19 protein-coding genes, 5 tRNA genes and 1 riboswitch are annotated in these 17,922 nt (G+C 40.8%); of the genes, 3 read left to right on the forward strand and 21 right to left on the reverse strand.

Annotated features, from left to right (window positions below; translation table 11 throughout):
• Positions 1 to 92: 92 nt before the first annotated feature.
• The 7 genes from rocF to SporoP32a_RS08045 form a co-directional block, all read right to left on the reverse strand.
• Positions 93 to 998 (reverse strand): arginase, encoded by a 906-nt coding sequence (rocF, locus tag SporoP32a_RS08015; RefSeq protein WP_085427424.1) that lies wholly within the window; start codon positions 996 to 998, stop codon positions 93 to 95.
• Positions 999 to 1,015: 17 nt separating this feature from the next.
• Positions 1,016 to 3,115, reverse strand: a complete 2,100-nt coding sequence (locus SporoP32a_RS08020) for a sensor domain-containing protein (RefSeq protein ID WP_158232736.1) — start codon at positions 3,113 to 3,115, stop codon at positions 1,016 to 1,018.
• A gap of 223 nt (positions 3,116 to 3,338) precedes the next feature.
• Positions 3,339 to 3,413: transfer RNA gene (locus tag SporoP32a_RS08025), tRNA-Gln, on the reverse strand.
• Between the two features lie 37 nt (positions 3,414 to 3,450).
• Positions 3,451 to 3,535: transfer RNA gene (locus tag SporoP32a_RS08030), tRNA-Tyr, on the reverse strand.
• A gap of 103 nt (positions 3,536 to 3,638) precedes the next feature.
• Positions 3,639 to 3,713: transfer RNA gene (locus tag SporoP32a_RS08035), tRNA-Glu, on the reverse strand.
• Positions 3,714 to 3,726: 13 nt separating this feature from the next.
• Positions 3,727 to 3,802 (reverse strand) — tRNA-Thr (locus SporoP32a_RS08040).
• Positions 3,803 to 3,811: 9 nt separating this feature from the next.
• Positions 3,812 to 3,886, reverse strand: a tRNA-Asn gene (locus SporoP32a_RS08045).
• Between the two features lie 172 nt (positions 3,887 to 4,058).
• Between SporoP32a_RS08045 and SporoP32a_RS08050 the strand changes: the two genes are divergently transcribed.
• Positions 4,059 to 4,724, forward strand: coding sequence for a polysaccharide deacetylase family protein (locus tag SporoP32a_RS08050; RefSeq protein ID WP_085427426.1), 666 nt, complete (start codon positions 4,059 to 4,061; stop codon positions 4,722 to 4,724).
• Positions 4,725 to 4,758: 34 nt separating this feature from the next.
• Here SporoP32a_RS08050 and SporoP32a_RS08055 read toward each other — a convergent pair whose 3' ends face one another.
• Positions 4,759 to 5,439 (reverse strand): KinB-signaling pathway activation protein, encoded by a 681-nt coding sequence (locus tag SporoP32a_RS08055; protein ID WP_085427427.1) that lies wholly within the window; start codon positions 5,437 to 5,439, stop codon positions 4,759 to 4,761.
• Positions 5,440 to 5,577: 138 nt separating this feature from the next.
• On the opposite strand from SporoP32a_RS08055, the gene gerD reads away from it, so the two are divergent.
• A complete protein-coding gene (gene gerD, locus SporoP32a_RS08060; RefSeq protein WP_085427428.1) occupies positions 5,578 to 6,165 on the forward strand; it encodes a spore germination lipoprotein GerD in 588 nt (195 codons plus the stop codon).
• A gap of 20 nt (positions 6,166 to 6,185) precedes the next feature.
• Here gerD and SporoP32a_RS08065 read toward each other — a convergent pair whose 3' ends face one another.
• The 4 genes from SporoP32a_RS08065 to SporoP32a_RS08080 all read right to left on the reverse strand — a co-directional run bounded on the left by SporoP32a_RS08065 (position 6,186) and on the right by SporoP32a_RS08080 (position 9,198).
• The gene (locus tag SporoP32a_RS08065) at positions 6,186 to 7,244 is read right to left on the reverse strand and encodes an Mrp/NBP35 family ATP-binding protein (protein ID WP_085427429.1); all 1,059 of its coding nucleotides are present in this window, start codon (positions 7,242 to 7,244) and stop codon (positions 6,186 to 6,188) included.
• Positions 7,245 to 7,320: 76 nt separating this feature from the next.
• Positions 7,321 to 8,034, reverse strand: a complete 714-nt coding sequence (locus SporoP32a_RS08070; RefSeq protein ID WP_085427430.1) for an N-acetylmuramoyl-L-alanine amidase — start codon at positions 8,032 to 8,034, stop codon at positions 7,321 to 7,323.
• A gap of 181 nt (positions 8,035 to 8,215) precedes the next feature.
• Positions 8,216 to 8,518 carry a rhodanese-like domain-containing protein gene (locus SporoP32a_RS08075; protein WP_085427431.1) on the reverse strand — a complete coding sequence of 101 codons (303 nt, stop codon included), beginning with the start codon at positions 8,516 to 8,518 and terminating at the stop codon, positions 8,216 to 8,218.
• A gap of 89 nt (positions 8,519 to 8,607) precedes the next feature.
• Entirely contained in the window at positions 8,608 to 9,198 is a 591-nt protein-coding gene (locus tag SporoP32a_RS08080) for a hypothetical protein (RefSeq protein ID WP_085427432.1), read from the reverse strand.
• Between the two features lie 156 nt (positions 9,199 to 9,354).
• On the opposite strand from SporoP32a_RS08080, the gene hpaB reads away from it, so the two are divergent.
• On the forward strand, positions 9,355 to 10,794 hold the full coding sequence (gene hpaB / locus SporoP32a_RS08085) for a 4-hydroxyphenylacetate 3-monooxygenase, oxygenase component (RefSeq protein ID WP_085427433.1): 1,440 nt from the start codon (positions 9,355 to 9,357) through the stop codon (positions 10,792 to 10,794).
• A 167-nt stretch (positions 10,795 to 10,961) separates the two neighbouring features.
• On the opposite strand, the gene SporoP32a_RS08090 is transcribed toward hpaB, so the two are convergent.
• The 9 genes from SporoP32a_RS08090 to SporoP32a_RS08130 all read right to left on the reverse strand — a co-directional run bounded on the left by SporoP32a_RS08090 (position 10,962) and on the right by SporoP32a_RS08130 (position 17,901).
• Complete coding sequence (locus tag SporoP32a_RS08090) at positions 10,962 to 11,306, reverse strand: DUF3889 domain-containing protein (protein WP_232319636.1); 345 nt, start codon at positions 11,304 to 11,306, stop codon at positions 10,962 to 10,964.
• An 88-nt stretch (positions 11,307 to 11,394) separates the two neighbouring features.
• Positions 11,395 to 12,090: a thiaminase II gene (gene tenA, locus SporoP32a_RS08095; protein ID WP_085427435.1), complete on the reverse strand. Its 696-nt coding sequence runs from the start codon at positions 12,088 to 12,090 to the stop codon at positions 11,395 to 11,397.
• Positions 12,091 to 12,181: 91 nt separating this feature from the next.
• A riboswitch (TPP riboswitch) is annotated at positions 12,182 to 12,284 on the reverse strand.
• 105 nt (positions 12,285 to 12,389) lie between these two features.
• Positions 12,390 to 12,827, reverse strand: coding sequence for a HicA family toxin-antitoxin system (locus SporoP32a_RS08100; protein ID WP_232319615.1), 438 nt, complete (start codon positions 12,825 to 12,827; stop codon positions 12,390 to 12,392).
• 415 nt (positions 12,828 to 13,242) lie between these two features.
• Positions 13,243 to 14,067: an urease accessory protein UreD gene (locus tag SporoP32a_RS08105; RefSeq protein ID WP_085427437.1), complete on the reverse strand. Its 825-nt coding sequence runs from the start codon at positions 14,065 to 14,067 to the stop codon at positions 13,243 to 13,245.
• Positions 14,060 to 14,680: an urease accessory protein UreG gene (gene ureG / locus SporoP32a_RS08110; RefSeq protein WP_085427438.1), complete on the reverse strand. Its 621-nt coding sequence runs from the start codon at positions 14,678 to 14,680 to the stop codon at positions 14,060 to 14,062. The genes SporoP32a_RS08105 and ureG overlap by 8 nt, the downstream gene beginning before the upstream one ends.
• A gap of 37 nt (positions 14,681 to 14,717) precedes the next feature.
• A complete protein-coding gene (locus tag SporoP32a_RS08115; RefSeq protein WP_085427439.1) occupies positions 14,718 to 15,404 on the reverse strand; it encodes an urease accessory protein UreF in 687 nt (228 codons plus the stop codon).
• Positions 15,397 to 15,852 (reverse strand): urease accessory protein UreE, encoded by a 456-nt coding sequence (ureE, locus tag SporoP32a_RS08120; protein ID WP_085427440.1) that lies wholly within the window; start codon positions 15,850 to 15,852, stop codon positions 15,397 to 15,399. Before ureE ends, SporoP32a_RS08115 begins: the two co-directional genes overlap by 8 nt.
• A 10-nt stretch (positions 15,853 to 15,862) precedes the next feature.
• Complete coding sequence (ureC, locus tag SporoP32a_RS08125) at positions 15,863 to 17,581, reverse strand: urease subunit alpha (protein ID WP_085427441.1); 1,719 nt, start codon at positions 17,579 to 17,581, stop codon at positions 15,863 to 15,865.
• Complete coding sequence (locus SporoP32a_RS08130; RefSeq protein ID WP_085427442.1) at positions 17,578 to 17,901, reverse strand: urease subunit beta; 324 nt, start codon at positions 17,899 to 17,901, stop codon at positions 17,578 to 17,580. Before SporoP32a_RS08130 ends, ureC begins: the two co-directional genes overlap by 4 nt.
• Between the last annotated feature and the right edge of the window lie 21 nt (positions 17,902 to 17,922).

Genomic DNA, 17,922 nt, shown 5'->3' on the forward strand with positions numbered 1-17,922 from the left:
ACCTACTTTATCATTATTCACACTGAGAGTGATAGTCATTTCCACAAAGAAAAAAGTGATCAAAACCTATAGGCTTCAATCACTTCAACAAATTATAGTAGTTTTTCACCAAATAAAGATCCCATAAGTCCGACTGCTACATCTGCGGTTTTATTGTACTCATCTAGCACAGGGTTTACTTCAACGAATTCTGCAGATGTGATTACATTTGCATCTTCTAGCAATTCCATAGCTAAATGACTTTCGCGATATGTGATTCCACCAGGCACCGGCGTTCCGACTCCTGGAGTATACAATGGATCCAAACCGTCCAAATCTAACGACAAATGAACGCCATCTACTTCTCTCGAAGCAAAATACTCCAACGTTTGCTGAATTACCGCTGACATGCCATAACGGTCAACTTCATGCATTGTGAATACTTTCACGCCTTTTTCTTTAATTAATTGTCTTTCACCCGGGTCAACCGACCGCGCACCAATAATTACTACATTCTCAGGATTTATTTTCGCTCCGTCACTATGCACATTCACTAGTTGCTCATGTCCTAGCCCCATACTAACTGCAAGCGGCATGCCGTGTATATTACCTGAAGGAGATGTCTCACTTGTATTCATATCTGCATGTGCGTCATACCAAATGATTCCGAGGTTTTTATAGTGTTCGGCCAATCCTGCAAGTGTACCGATAGCAATACTATGATCGCCACCAAGTACTAGTGGAAACTTTTTATTTTTCACAATCGCGGAAACTTTTTCAGCGAGTTCTTCTGTCGCTGCCGTCACTTCTGACAAGTTCTTCAATCCCGCCTCATTGCATGTTAGGTCGTGTACTGGTGAAACAGAGATATTCCCTTGATCCGTAACGTCATGACCTAGTGCTTGAAGACGCTCAACAGCCCCTGCATATCGAATGGCGCTTGGTCCCATATCCACTCCTCGTCGGCTTTGACCAAGATCGACGGGTACTCCAATTAAAGAAATATCTAGTTTTCGCATAATGTTCCTCCTACATATTAATTTTTATTTTGAAAAACTGAACGACGTTCTCTAATCTGTAGTGAATCTTCTAATGACATCGGGCGACCATAATAATAGCCTTGTCCTTCACGACATCCTAAATTATAGAGCATTTTTGCCTGCTCAGGTAATTCTATTCCTTCTGCTACCACATTCAATCCCGCTGTATCAGCAAGTGTCACAATCGCTTTGACAATGGCCTGACTATTTTCATTCTCTAAAATATCGCGTACAAACGCCATATCAATTTTCAGCGTATCAGCTGGAAGTTCTTTTATATAACTGAATGTACTATAGCCTGTACCGAAATCATCGATCGCAATAGTAATGCCTTCACTTCGTAGCCTCTGAATGGCATCCTTCATACCATCCGTATCCATAAACGAGCTTTCTGTCAGTTCCAACTCGAGCATTTCAGGTGGCACGTGATATTCCTTAATTATATTCAAGACAGAGTCTACAAAACCCTCTTCTTTCATTTGGACAGTTGAGACATTCACAGCAAATCGGCACGTTTCACCAGCTGCTGCTTCAATCTGCGCACGCTTGCAAACTTCACGTAAAATCCATTCTCCTAGCGGCACAATAATCTTCGTTTCTTCAGCCAATGGAATGAACTTCATAGGGGGTATAATGCCCAGATCTGGATGATTCCAACGTACGAGTGCTTCAACACCTGCTAACTTACCGGTATCCAGTAAAACTTTTGGTTGATACTCCAGATAAAAGTGTTGTTGTTGGACACTTTTACGTAATTCATTTTCAAGTAATATTCGCTCTAACGACATCTTTGAAGTACCCGGCTCATACATTTCACTATCGCCGCCACCTCGCAACTTGACTTTGCCTAATGCCAAAGTGGCTTTAGTAATCAAATCGGAGGGTTGATTTGCATGTTCAGGATACATAGAAATACCGCAACTAATAGACAATGTGTAACTTTGCTTGCCTACTTGAATCGGTTTCTCTAAAAAGGTACGAATATCTTCCGCATGATTATAGAACTCCTCTTCATCTTTCAGTCCTGTGATAATGAATGCAAACTCGTCTCCTGCAATACGAGCCAACAAACTTTCAGGTCCCGTTCTCTTTTTTAGTCGCTCTCCGACCATCGCCAATAAATAGTCTCCCGCTTCATGCCCAAGTAAATCATTTGCATAACGGAGTCGATCAATATTTATATGGACAAGTGCAAATACTTGTTTGCGGGTGCGTGCTCTTTCAAATGCCAAAGCCATCTGTTCTCTAAATGAATTTCTATTCATTAAGGAAGTCAACTGATCGTTATAGACCAGATACTTAATTTTCGCTTCTGACTTCACACGTTCTGTGACATCTCGCATGACGACTAGTAGCTTATCTTCATATTCGAGTGCTTCATCCACTTCATCAATTTTCGCTTCCATAATATGCAATCCATTTTTACTATCTAAAAAAGAAAACTCTAAGTTCATTGTTTGACGTTGATACCCTACAAACTGCGAAATCTTCTTTTCTACCTTTTGTCGATTCTTTTTATATATGTAAGAAAAAAATGAACGAGAATATAGATCGTTCTCTGTATGTCCGAGAAGCTTTTGGAAAGATGGAGATGCATAATAAAAATTGCCCTCCCGATCAATCACGGCAATGTAATCAGATGCATTAGCTGTAATAATTTCATAAAGCTCCGCGCTTTTTCGTATTTCTAGTTCCATCTGCTTTCTCTCTGAAATATCATAGCGAATTGCAATATATTGATAAGGTTTACCTTTATCATTTAAAAACGGGACAATTGTTGTATCGACCCAATAAGTGGATCCATCTTTCGCACGATTACATATATCACCGCGCCAAGTTTTACCCGAGCCAATCGAAGACCACATATCTTTAAAAAAGGCTGCATCGTGGTGGCCTGAATTTACTATACTCTGATTCGAGCCAATTAATTCTTCACTCGAATATTTCGAGAGTTTTTCAAAATGTTCATTGGCATATTGAATCGTCCCGCGTGAGTCAGTAATTGCAACTATAGCTGCTTGCTCTAATGTATAAGCTATATCACTAAGTGTTTTTTGTAATTCTTTTTCACTACTTGACTCCACGAATTTCTTCATATTATTTAAAGACTCTTCCATAGCTATATCACAATCCCTATATTCAGTCATATTCATTGTTAAAACAAGAGAAACTACCTATACGTGTTATAGATTATTATACATGATTATTTGAATTGTTCTATATGAACTACTGTTTTTCTTCACAAAAAAACCCTATATTATTTTATAAATAACAAGGATTCGACATATGTATTATGAAATTGTAAGTATGTTAGTTAAATGGCTGGGGTAGCTGGATTCGAACCAACGAGTGACGGAGTCAAAGTCCGTTGCCTTACCGCTTGGCTATACCCCAATGTATAGATGGTTATATTTTCGTTAAAGTAAAAAAATGGTGGTGGGGGACGGATTCGAACCGCCGAACCCGGAGGGAGCGGATTTACAGTCCGCCGCGTTTAGCCACTTCGCTACCCCACCTTGTTAAAATTGCGATAAGCTTCGCATTGCTGCGTCAGGCTTCACTCGCTTAGTCAGTCACGTACCTAAGTACGCTCATTGCTGCTTTACTATAAAAGTTAATTGGTGACCCCTACGGGATTCGAACCCGTGATACCGCCGTGAAAGGGCGGTGTCTTAACCGCTTGACCAAGGGGCCATTAAAGTGTTCATGGAGCTTCCAGCCGGACTCGAACCGGCGACTTCTTCCTTACCATGGAAGCACTCTACCTGCTGAGCTATGGAAGCATAAAAAAATGGCTCCGCAGGTAAGACTCGAACTTACGACCGATCGGTTAACAGCCGATTGCTCTACCACTGAGCTACTGCGGAATAATAATAAACATATTATGTTTGACGACAAAAATCATTATAGCATGCTTGCTAACTGTTTGCAACAAGTACTTTTAATCCCTCAAGCATTTTTAATTATAATAGGCTTAGTCATAGACGTCAAGAGGTTTTCATACAATAGTTTAGACTTCACATAATTAAGGAGATTGGCATGATAAAAAAACTTCTCTTCTCTTTCGTTTTGATTGCAGTGTTCTTAGCGTTTATCCCACAATTGGCCAAGCCTACTTCTACTCTGAAGACGGTTTTCCGATTAACAGAACAACCGGCAGTGATAGTAAAAGGTACACAAGGTTCTGCGTTGACGATTAACATTTCTTTCGGTGAAAAAGAAGTAGAGGAGCTTCTCGAACATTTATCACAACCGTATCCCCTTCTTTTCATCGATAGTGACTGGGCTTCACGCTTTCCCCACCTTACAGAACAAATTAACAAGCGCTCGTTACCTATCGCTTTACTCGGTACCGAAGGTCAACACTATGAAAGTGATCCGAAACTTTTGAGTAAGCAACTACAAACATTTGAAGAACTGTTCAACACACGTCCGCTTTGGTTCCGTACGACAGATGAGGAATTCCCTTTAGCCTTGTTACAGCAGTTGAGCAAGGCAGAAATCAATGCACTTGGGTCTACTGTACAATGGTCTGGCGGTACATTACCAAAAGCCTCCAAAGGTGAAATCATTACCGTTCCATATGATCATCATGAGCAAGTGGCCACTGCTGATATTCAGCGTTTGATTGCTAGTCGTACTTTTCAATCCGTAGAGGATCTCTTATTCCGATCCACTGTTAAAACGAAAAAAATCCCACAATAAAAACTGACAGGAGAGAAATCTCCTGTCAGTTTTTTTAGGATTTAACTGTTTTTTTCTTTGTCTTTTTTCTTTCATTTCTGCGTTTGTCCAACTTCTCTTTATCAATATCGGATTGTCTGTTGTATTTAGGCAATATTAATAATTGATATGCATTTACCGCAAGCAGTGGGAATAGAAGAATGGTTACCCATTCATCTTTGTTACCGGAAGTAACCATAAGCGCCGGCAACCATTCCAGCGTCGTAATGACGATCATGAAAAACAACGCAGAAATCAGCGCATGTTTTTTCGTCCATTGCGCTTTAAAGTACGCTGTCACTACTGATACACCGATCAAAGTAATGAGTAAGAAAATATACAGAAACGTCCGACTTGTATCTGCTTTCGTTAATTGGAAACGGAAAAATACTAAATCAAACAGCACAACGACTATGATTAGCATTTGCACCCAGTTCCACAAAGTTAACGTACGGAACATATTGACGCCAAACTGATGAACAGTCAAATAGGCGAAGAAGCCCATTTGCGCAACTACACTCATCGTAAAGCCTAAAAAAATCATCCATAAAAAGGCACCAAGAAATTGCCCTATCTCGCCTGCCTGTAAATATCCATAGAAGAAGTCCCAACGTACTATTAGACCAACAACCGCTGTAATTGATCCACCAATTGCCATTGCGCGCAAGAAAAATTTAACCCAATTTCGTATTGTCACAGCACTGTTCCCCTTTTTATCATGTCCATCCTAGTGTATCAACGATCGACAAAAAAATCTATTTCATTGAACGAATCATGCATATTCCTTCTTATATTGTGAACAATAAATGAAAATACAAGTGGAAGGTTGAGTGGAATGAAAAAATTTGCAGGCATTTTTCTATTCCTTCTATTCCTTGCGGGTTGCAGCGGAGGAAGTCAGGCGTCACCAAGCTATGACGAAATGAAGAAGATGATGACAGATGCAATCCAGACGGAAGATGGAAAAAAAGCACTCCGGAAAATAATGACTGATCCTGAGTTCAGGGAGTTACTCGTACTCGAACAACCAGAAGTGAAGCAAAGTATTGAAAACGTCTTACTTTCTAAAGAGGGAGAGCGTTTTTGGAAGACAGCTTTTGAAGATCCTAAGTTTACTGAAAGCGTAGCTAAGAGCATGAAAAAGCAACAAGCCGATATTATGAAAGATTTGATGGGAGATGCTTCATTTCAAAAAGAAATGGAGAAGTTTTTCGGACAGCCAGACATGATGAAACAGATGGAGAAGATCGTTAATTCAGCGACACTCAAGAAAGAAATGGAGAAGGCTGTGGAAGATACGATCAATAGCCCACTCATGCAAGCAAAGTGGCAAGAACTGATTATGAAAGCTGGTAAAGGGGCTGCTGAGGACAGTGGAAAAGATGGAGGAAAAGATAAAAAAACAGACGAAGAAGGAAAATAACCTTTTTCGTCTGCTATTTATTACTTTTTAGTTTTTTTGATTACTGTATCAGCAACTTCTAAGTAGATCTTTCCAATCGGATGATCTTCTGCATAAACTGAAGGTGCGAATTCCGTTTCGTTCCAGTCAGGCTGACCAAGAGGGATTTGTCCTAATAGTTCCGTACGAAGCTCCTCAGAAAGACGGACACCTCCACCTTGACCGAAGACATACTCTTTCTCACCTGTTGCTTTAGATGCGAACCAAGACATGTTTTCAACTACACCAAGTAGCTCATGCTCAGTTTGTAACGCCATCGCTCCTGCACGCGCTGCTACAAATGCTGCAGTTGGATGTGGAGTCGTAACGACGATTTCTTTAGACGCAGGGATCATTTGGTGAATATCAAGTGCTACGTCACCTGTTCCTGGTGGCAAGTCGAGCAATAAGTAATCCAGCTCGCCCCACTCCACATCACGGAAGAATTGATCCAACACTTTTCCAAGCATAGGTCCACGCCAAACAACGGGTGCGTTGTCTTCAACAAAGAAGCCCATTGAAATGACTTTTACGCCAAAACGTTCTACTGGCATGATGCGATCTTCACGTACTTCAGGCATAGCCGTAATACCCATCATATCTGGTACACTAAAGCCATAAATATCTGCATCGATCAATCCGACCTTTTTGCCGCGTCTTGCTAAAGCCACTGCCAAGTTCACAGAGACCGTAGACTTTCCGACGCCGCCTTTACCAGATGCAATCGAAATAAATTCAATGTTAGATAAAGGTGATAAGATATCCTGCGTTTCCGCTTCCGTCACCGTGCCGCGGAATTGTTCCAATACTTCTTTAGGCAATTCTTCAAAACGAATGCCAACCGAGTCGGCTCCTGCTTCTTTCAATACTTCAACCACTTTTGATTGTAGCGTCAATTGCTCTCCGGTATTCACTTTCGCAATCGCGACTTTAACACTGACATGTTCTTTCTCAGGTTTTATGGTTACATCCACAATTCCATTTGTTTCTGCCAATGTTTTATGTAAAAACGGATCTTCCAATGCGCCAATCAGTTCACGAACTTGTTGTTCATTAATCACATTCGACACTCCCTACTGAATTCATTCACTCCTTTTCAGTATATCATATTCACTATTCACTCAAACGTCATATGCTTCATTGTTCATCAGCAAGTTGATATTTTACGATTCCATCTACAATCGCAGCTGCTACTTTTTTCTGATAAGATTTATTCGACAATAATTTCCTTTCCTCTGGATTGGACAAGAAACCTGTTTCAACCAACACAGCCGGTACTGGTACTTTTTTCAATAAGTAGACTCCCGTGATTTTCATAGCTTCCCGCTCTGTATTTTTCAATTGATCGCGCAATTCGTTTTGGATTGATGTCGCCAGTTGCTTACCTTCAGGATGGCCACCCGGATGATAGAATACTTGCGCCCCTCTCCAGCGCTCTTCTGGGATCGCGTTAACGTGGACGCTGATAAACATATCCGGCTTCGAATCGACTGCCATGCTTTCACGTAGTTTCAAGTCTGCGAACTTTCTGCTTCTCAACGAAGTGAACTTCTCGGATGGTGCATGTTCTGCAATCGCATCGCCACTTTTCTCTCTCGTCATTTCTACAGTTGCACCTTTTTTCTTTAAAAGTTTACTCACTTCATGGGAAATGTTTAATGTAATATCTTTTTCAATGAGTTCACCTGCCGAAGCCCCCCCGTCTTCCCCACCATGTCCAGGGTCAATGAGGATACTTACCCCACCAAGCTCAGAGGGCAGAAAGAAGCCACGATCAGATGCTTTGACGCCGTATAACACTCCACCTAATGAGAAAATTATGAGTAACCCTGCTACAAGCCACTTTTTCATACAGACACCGCCTTTTTCTTTCACTATACGCTTGGACTTTTGAGGTTATGTCTACACGTCAGCGGATTAATGAATTAGAAGACGGGATGCATCGTTACAGTGCAATTCAACTTCTATCCCTTTTAATAAAAAAGCTGTCGTAAGAAGTTTTCACTTCTTACGACAGCTTTGGTTTAACTTATTACTTTGTTTCGCCTTCCCATGCTAGCATGCCGCCTACCATGTTCGTTACGTCAAATCCTTCGTCTGCCATAAGCTCTTGAGCACGGCCACTTCTGCCACCTGAACGGCATACGAGGATGAAGGGTGTTTCTGCATTCAAGTCGTGCATTTCGACAGGTAGATTACCGAGGGCGATGTGTTCTGCACCTGGAATCATACCTTCTGCTACTTCGTCATCTTCGCGTACATCGATGATATTCAGTTTTTTACCACTTTCCAATTGCTCTTGAACTTCTTTTGCAGTCAATTCTTTTAAAGTCATGAGTCATATCCTCCAAAATGTTTAATGTGTGTTTAATGTACCTTTATTCTATCTTGCTAGGTTGAGCATTGTCTATTGAAACGAACTAATTAGAGTTGCTGTAATTCTTTCATAGTATGTCCACGATTTTCCCACAATCTAGTAGTGTCTGCTACTTCGACAATCGCAGGGATATAACGCTCAGATTTTTTGATAGGCAGTTCTAGACCAGCTATAAACAAGGATAGTTCCATCATGAAGTCGCCGCCACTTACTTGCAGATTATATACTAGTTCAGAGACTTCTTCATCGACATCCAATTGATCACCGAAGTCCTCTTTCAACATATTCTTTACCAGTAATTGCTCGGGAGTTTCTTGAAAATACTCTTCGTCAATGTAACATAGCAGTTCTTCTTTTCCCGGTACATAATATGGCTTTTCAGCTGCACTTAGTTTTAGATTTTCCTTTTCATCTTCTTCGCTTGTCGCCTCAGCTACAAATTCATTTGATTGAATATAGACGAAACTCTCCTCAAGTTTTTGTTTCATTTGCGTAGATTGCAAAAGACTTTCCACTTCATTCAATGAAATACTTTCTTCATTTTGATTATTGTAGATTTCAATAACTTTTTCAACAGGCACAATCCCATATAGATTTGTACACGACACGATATACTTCATTACCAATTCTTCATTCATTGTATACACACCTTTCCCTGGCCCAGATAAATTTCCTATGTACTCTTTCTGTATTGTATCAAAACTATTGTCTATTGTTCAAAACGAGAACTATTTTGATCATTCATGAAGATGCCATAATATACTATAGCAACTAGAAAATTCAGGAGGAATGGTATGGGTGCTATAAATGGCAATGATTTTGTACGCAGAATGAATGCGCAGAACGCGGAAATTTGGCTCGATGGGCAACAATTGAAAGGACCTATCTCTGAACATCCAGCTTTTAAGGGGCTTATAGAAACAAAGGCTTCTCTATATGATTTACAACTGTCACCTTCACATAGATCTCTCATGACATATGCTTCGCCAGTCACAAATGAGCGAATTGGACTTTCTTACTTACAACCTAAAACCAAAACCGATTTGCAAAATCGCAGAATCATGACAGAAGAATGGGCAAGACTTTCTTGCGGCTTGCTTGGTAGAAGTCCCGATTACCTCAATACGGTGATCATGAGCTTTGCCTCATCTTCCCCTCACTTGCTCGGTAAGGAAAACTGCTTTCCAGAACATATTCAAGCGCTGTATGAACGAGCGCGAGAAGAGGACCTATCTTTTACTCATACCTTCATTACGCCACAGGTCAATCGATCTCAGAGTGCTTTTAATATGTCAGATGAACCTGTCTCAGCAAGGATTATTAAAAAGACGTCTGAAGGACTCATCATTAAAGGAGCTAAGCTACTTGCAACTCAGGGTGGCGTGACGGATGAAGTACTGGTATTCAGCACACCTTCTTTTCTTGGAGATCCTGATGAAGCTTTCGCCTTTTCCATTCCTTCCGGTACAAAAGGTTTGCGTTTTCTTTGCAGGGAATCATTTGTCGGTGGGGATTCTACATTCAATTACCCACTTAGTTCGCGTTTTGAAGAGATGGATTCTGTAGTTATTTTCGATAATGTTCTGGTCCCATGGGAGCGTGTATTCTTTCATCACAACCCGGAAGTAGCTTCAGAATTTTTTTCAAAGAGTTCATTCCATCCGTTTGCCACGCATCAAGTCATTACGAGACAGATTGTCAAAACGGAGTTCATGCTGAATTTGGCAGAGCAGCTCGTCCAAACCATTAATATAGCAGAATATCTCCACATTCAAGAAAAGCTATCTGAAATAATTATTGGGCTCGAAACGATGAAAGCATTGCGAGATAAATCGGAAGCCGATGCTGCACTCGATCAATGGGGATATATGTGTCCCAGTGCAATACCGCTTCAAGTAGCAAGCAATATTTTCCCGAAAGTCTACCCGCGTTTCAGTGAGATCATTCAGCTAATCGGAGCAAGTGGGATGATTGCTTTACCTACCGATAAGGATTTTCATTCCGCTATTCAGCCTGATCTCGAAAAGTATCTACAAGGAGCTACAAAAACTGCGGTTGAACGTGTACAACTGTTTCGTCTAGCTTGGGATTTGACGATGAGTTCGTTCGGCACACGACAAACACAATACGAACGGTATTTCTTTGGTGATCCCGTTCGCTTATCTGGTCACCTGTATCGATCCTATCCGAAAGATGCGGGACAGGAAATGATACGTCGTTTACTTTCAGATTAAATAAGATTCGGTTAATTAGGCATAGTTATTTCCATGTACACCATCCGCCACGCATATCTATCACAAGCGATATGCCAACGACATCTTGATCCACAATTTCTTTTATCAAAAAGACCCTGAATAAATCAACGCCCCTACGCCAGAATATATGGTATAGGGGCATTGATTTATTTAACAGGTATTTCTTGAAAGTCAATGCGAATAAATTTACCTGTTTCAGCTGAATAGGTGACTGTCACGATCACACCGAATTCTCGATCGTCTTCTTTTAACCAAAGTTGAAACTTCTCCACACTCGTGACTTTCTTTGAGTTGGTAGCGATATGCAAATAATCCTTGATCTCTGCCTGGGGATACTTGAGCATCGTTTGCTTGATAGCAAGCCTTGACCATTTCGCATATGCCGGCACTTCCACTTTACTTAGTGTAGTAATTGGCGCATCCCTAATGCCCGACCCACTTGTCAATAAAACTCCAAGTGCTAAACCTATTTTTGCAAAAATGGCGCACACCTCCTTCAAGAATAGCATGCGCTGTTTACAACTTTTCGATTCTAAATAAAAAAACATCCAACCGAAATAGTTGGACGTTTTTTGTAGATTAATTTGTCATCGATTGCTCTTTTTTTACACCGGGCCACATTTGTTTCGTATAAGCCATATCCCAGAACATATACTCATAACGAGTCGTATTAAGGAAGATTTCTTCTAACCTCACTAATTCTGATTCAGGCTTTCCTTTTGCAGTTTCGTCCATTAATTCTAAGCACCAAGTAGCTAACTCGCCAAAGTCTTCCGATGAATACATGCGAACCCAGTCACCGTACAACGGATGATCCAACGCACCAGGCAACTCAGCAAGCTCTTTGCCGATCTCCCAATAGCTCCACGCACACGGCAATAATGCAGCGACGACTTCCGCCAAAGAACCATTTTGACTAACATGCAGCATATAGTGCGTATAGGCAAGGACAATTGGAGATGGTTCGGCATTCTCAAGCTCTTCTTCAGTAATACCAAAGCGGGCTGCATATTGTCGATGAAGATCCATTTCTGTGTTTAGTGTACCGTTAAGTAACGCAGCAAATTTCCCCATCATCTCGACATCGGTCGCTTTCATTGTGCCTATAGCAAATACTTTCGCATAATCAATTAAATACAAATAGTCTTGCACCATATAAAATCGAAACTTCTCCTGATCCAACGTACCATTTCCAATCTCTTGTACAAATGGATGACTATGATTCTGTCTCCAAATCGGTAATGTCTTCTCTAATAAACGCTCAGTGAACTTCATGTATATTCTCCCCTTTTTCGTAGTAAATGAAAAAACCACTTCTTGACCAGAAGTGGCGGAGAGACGTCACTGAGCCCCAAAAAGAAGCTACGTAACATCTGCACCACTTCCTTACGCCGGTATGAACCGGATCAAGTTAAAGGGTTAAAGCAATATGCTTCTCTCAGCTCCACAGAGCACCCCTAGCGGTAACGACTATTTCATTTGTATATCCATTGTAGGCATATCTTGTCAGAAAGGTCAAACAAATTGAGATTGCACTCTGTCTCAAGTACAAAACAGTCACGCAGTTTCATTTTTTATTCTAGATGTTCTTTTAGCTTTTTCTGAACATCTTCTTCAATTTTCTTTACGCGCTCATCTTTTAGTTTACGTCTTGGTTTAGGATGAAACCATTCGATTTCGCCATTAATAAATGTCCCTTTAAACTCCTCGCCTTGGATCTTCAATTTAAATAACTGAAGTGGACGGGTTTGATTTCTGCTAAGGGAACGTTCGATTTCAATATCATCTGCTTCATTTCTAATTCCTTGCTCAGACAACAGTTCTAACACTTTGTCCTCTATGGCAATAACTTCTTCTTCGCCGACATCTTGCTTGGGATGTGGATGAAGCCACTGGATTTCACCTTCATGATAGTCACCTTTATACTTACGTCCTTCTAATATGAGCTTAAACTGAATTCGCTCGTACGGCCTGTCTTCAAAAACTTTTTCCGCTTCAAAGTCATCAACCACAGGAAACACCTCCAAAATAGTATGAAGTCTCTTTTTATAGAATAGGCTATCTTACTTCATCCATCGCTACTAATTCAAGCGATCTAGCCTAAAGTTTAATTTCTCTAACATTCCTGCCCACTTATATTTTTCTCTTCTCATTACAAATGATATTCGAATATATCTCAGGAATTGGTGATTGTCAAATCAATTAACGATATTACCTATTATGTGTAGTTAGGAAGTAGAGTAAGGTTTCGACCTTATACTTTATAGTGCATATATATAATGATACCCAAAATTCCATATTTCAATCATTTGAAATATGGTCTTTAATACTTCCACTATTTGATAAACTTCAGCGTAGCAACTATAAATATAGCTTTACTTCAATTGGTAAAAAACCCGACAACTCTTTTGAATTGTCGGGTAGGTCCTAGTACTTCCGTAAAAAACTTGGTTTCGTTTGATACCATTCGTCGCTAATTATATGGTGACAGACTGAAATAATTCGCTCTATAACCTGTGTATAGTTTGCTAATATGCGAATCGTGAAGCCGGGAACAGCAAGCTTGGATAATCCAAATGCAAACTCCCCATCTTCTCGTTGAATCGCCTCATACAATCGATCCAATAGAGCATCACTCGTTTTTTCACCAACGACAATTAACGAACCTAAATGTGTGTATCCTTCCATAAAGCCTAACGCATTCATATCTTGTGATGCCGGATGGAGTTTAATATGGTCAAAAGCAACAAGCTGATCATCCATATAAATCTCTGTTTTCAAACGAAGCATGTCGTAACTGAATTTCTCACCATCCGGCGACCAGCCGGGAGTCAATATATCGGAATACAGCAAGGTCGCCCCTTTTTCCATATATATACTATTTTTCTGATAACAACTAGCATCTTTGTATGCAATCAGTGCATCCGGTAAGTACTCTAGATAACTGTCTTTTTTCATACGAAAAATCGTCTCTTGGTACGCTGGCTTGGTTGGTGTTCTATATACTTTCGTCGACGACTGAGTCGTTAGCGTCAGCATCGCCCCTTCACCAAGCGTGACTTTCATTTGATACCGATCTCCATCTAAATAGCCACCGCCAGGATTCAATAAATAATAGCATGGATAACTGTTCTTATTGAAATAGACAGGACGCATCACTTTAAATGCGCCTTGGAAGTAGACAGTTTTCGCCACGGAGCGGCCTAGCCGATTTTCCATGACGAGGTCAAGAACGCCTGTCCATTCAGACATCTTGTCCTAGTCCTTTTAATAAAGCATGTTTTCTGACCCACTCTACCACTTCATCTAGTCCTTGATCGTCTTTTAAATTGGTGAAAAAGAACGGTTTCTTTCCTCTAAATATCTTTGTGTCAGATTCCATTACCTCAAGTCTTGCGCCGACATATGGGGCTAAGTCTGTTTTATTAATAATAAATAAATCAGACTTAATCATTCCTTGCCCACCTTTACGTGGGATTTTTTCACCTTGCGCCACGTCAATTATATAAATGGAAAAGTCAACGAGTTCCGGACTGAATGTGGCTGCTAGGTTATCCCCGCCACTTTCTACAAAAATCAGCTCAACATCGGGATGTTTTTCCTTCAATTCATTAATTGCCGCGAAGTTCATCGATGCATCTTCACGAATTGCCGTATGTGGACAACCTCCTGTTTCTACTCCGACAATGCGGTCTTCTGGAAGAATACCGTTCGCAACTAAAAACTTGGCATCTTCTTTCGTATATATATCATTAGTAATAACCGCCATACTTACTTCGCCCTCTAAAGCGCGTGTAATCTTTTCGACCAGCATAGTTTTTCCTGCACCAACTGGTCCGCCAACACCTATTTTAATTGGTCCCATTCTAAGCACATCCTTAATATCAATTTCATTGCGTTCATTATGAACTAAAAATACGTATGCCAACACGTTCGTGCTGCATTTGTGAAAGCTCGAGTCCTGGAGATACGATACCAAACTCTTCTTGATCTAACTCCATTATTTTGTCTGTTGTTTGTTGAAGTTGTTGTTGAAACGTGTATATAATCTTCTGTCCAGCAGTTTGTCCAAGCGGGATAGCCCGCACGGCATTTTGCACAAGACTAACAACCGTCGAGTATAAATAATATAGAATTGTTGTATTCTTTTCGACTTGAAGGTGATGTCCAATCATTGTAAATACAATAGCCGGATGGCCAAAAGCTTCTTTGTCCTGAATTTTCTGCGCGTAAATAGATAACATCGGTATATTGTAAATGGATTTTGCAATGTCTAACATCCGATCTCCCATGCGCTGAGTACCATCACGTGATTCGCGGGCGAGATTCTGCACAGTCAATATGCGATCCAATTCCCAAATCTTATCAAAATCTTCCTTATCCAATGCATCATAAACAAGTCTTACAGCCAAGCCGTCTGCATAAGCAAGTTGTTCATGCACATAGACATGTAGCCATTCGGAAAACGTATTGGCGTCTGTAACCTTGTCCTTCTGAATATATGTCTCCAGTCCGAATGATTGGCTAAAAGAGCCGATCGGGAAACTGGAATCGCATAGCTGCAGCAAGGATAGTGCATGATTAGTCATGGCTATGTCCGATATGACGGAAAGCCTTGGCTACTTTTCGTTCTTCTCGCTTAAATGGAATACCCATTTCTTTCAACAAATCCTCAACTAAATAATCATATTGCACGAGCATATCTTCATCCTCAAACTGCGCAGGCAAATGTCGATTGCCTAGCTGATGAGCAATCGTCCCCATTTCAAGCATCGTGCGTGGGCTAATAATAATTAAATCATCTGAAAGCACATCAATCAGAATGATATTCTTATCATCCATAAACAGAATATCTCCCGCTTCTAAATCACGTGGGTTTTTTAATCGAATGCCAATTTCACGTCCATGATCAGTTTCCACGCGTTGAATTCTTTTCATTAAGTGTGCACTTTCTAAGTACACTTTCTCTTTATGACGGCTTTCATACTCACTTGGATCTAAATCCCTAACATTCATTAAAACTTTTTCTACAATCATTTTCTTCACCTCAGAATAAGAAATAGCGTTGCCCCATTGGCACTACGTCAATCGGATCGCATGTAATCAGTTTTCCATCAATTTTCACTTCGTACGTTTGTGGATCCACATCAATATGTGGTGTCGCTGTATTTAACTTCATATCTTTTTTCGTCAGATTGCGTATATTACGGACAGGCAGCACTACTTTATCAAGTCCTAGCTTCTCTTTTATTCCTTGATCATAGGCAATTTGCGAAACAAACGTAATGGAACTTTGAGACAATGCCTTACCGAGCGTTGCATACATCGGACGATAAATCATCGGCTGCGGTGTCGGAATCGTTGCATTGGCATCACCCATTAAGCTATAGACTGCCATACCACTTTTCAAAATCATTTCCGGTTTAACCCCAAAGAATTTCGGATCCCATAGTACAAGATCGGCCATTTTTCCAACTTCAATTGAACCGATATATTCCGATATACCATGAGCAATGGCTGGATTAATCGTATATTTAGCGACATAGCGCTTTACTCGATTATTATCTGAATGCTCACTATCGCCTTCCATAACTCCAAGTTGCTTTTTCATTTTGTGAGCTACTTGCCATGTACGAAGTGCAACTTCACCGATACGGCCCATTGCCTGAGAATCGGAGCTTGTCATACTAAAGACACCTAAGTCTTGTAAGACATCTTCTGCTGCAATCGTTTCATTGCGAATGCGTGAATCTGCAAATGCGATATCTTCAGGCACTGAAGGGTTTAAGTTATGAGCAACCATTACCATATCCAAATGCTCGTCAATTGTGTTAATCGTATACGGCAATGTCGGATTCGTAGAAGCAGGCAACACATTCATCATACCAGCAGATTTAATTAAATCTGGAGCGTGTCCGCCACCCGCACCTTCTGTATGGTACATATGGATACCGCGACCATCAATCGCCTTGATCGTATCTTCAAAAAATCCGGATTCGTTTAATGTATCCGCGTGAAGAGCGACTTGCACGTCATATTCATCCGCAATCCGTAATGCATGATCGAGAACGGACGGTGTCGCACCCCAATCTTCATGAACTTTCAAACCAATTGCACCTGCAATTATTTGTTCCGCTAAAGGAGCTCCCGCTGCTGCATGCCCTTTACCCGTTAAACCAATATTGATCGGTTGTCCATCCAAAGCTTTCAACATAGAATGAAGATGCCAAGCACCCGGTGTGGCTGTCGTAGCCCGAGAACCATCTCCAGGCCCAGCTCCACCGCCGATCAGCGTCGTTGTCCCTGCAGTGAGCGCTACGTCTACTTGTGCTGGATTAATGAAATGCACGTGCGTATCAATTGCACCCGCAGTAATGATCTTACCCTCTCCCGAAATAACTTCAGTGGAAGTTCCAATAATAATGTCTACTTTGTCTTGTACAAGTGGGTTACCCGCCTTACCGATACCTGAAATTTTACCGTCTCGAATTGCTAGATCCGCTTTATATATTCCTGTGTAATCGAGCACAACCACATTTGTTATGACTGTATCCGGTACCCGTTCATCTTCTTCGCGCGTAATGAAAGGATGTTGTCCCATTCCATCACGAATAACTTTACCGCCACCGAACACAACTTCTTCTCCATATTTCGTATAATCTTTTTCAATTTGGATGAACAAATCTGTATCTGCTAGTCGGACAGAGTCTCCGGTTGTCGGTCCATACATTTGAGCATATTGCTCTCTATCCATTTTAAAACTCATTTTGCATTCCCGCCTTCCAATGCTCCGTCTACTTTATTATGGAATCCATAAACTTTTCTTTCTCCAGCATAGTCAATTAGCTGCACTTCTTTCTCATCACCTGGTTCAAAACGAACAGCAGCGCCTGCGGGTATATTGAGACGTTTACCGTATGTCACTTCCCGATCAAACTTTAATGCATTATTCACTTCATAAAAATGGTAATGGGAACCGATTTGAATAGGTCTGTCGCCATGATTAATAACTTGCACATGTATACTTTCAGCACCTGCATTACAAATGATCGGTTCTTCTTTTAAAAAATATTCGCCTGGTATCATCGTTACGTCCCCTTTCCTATT

This window comes from Sporosarcina ureae (assembly GCF_002109325.1).
In the GTDB taxonomy this organism is placed as follows: domain Bacteria; phylum Bacillota; class Bacilli; order Bacillales_A; family Planococcaceae; genus Sporosarcina; species Sporosarcina ureae_C.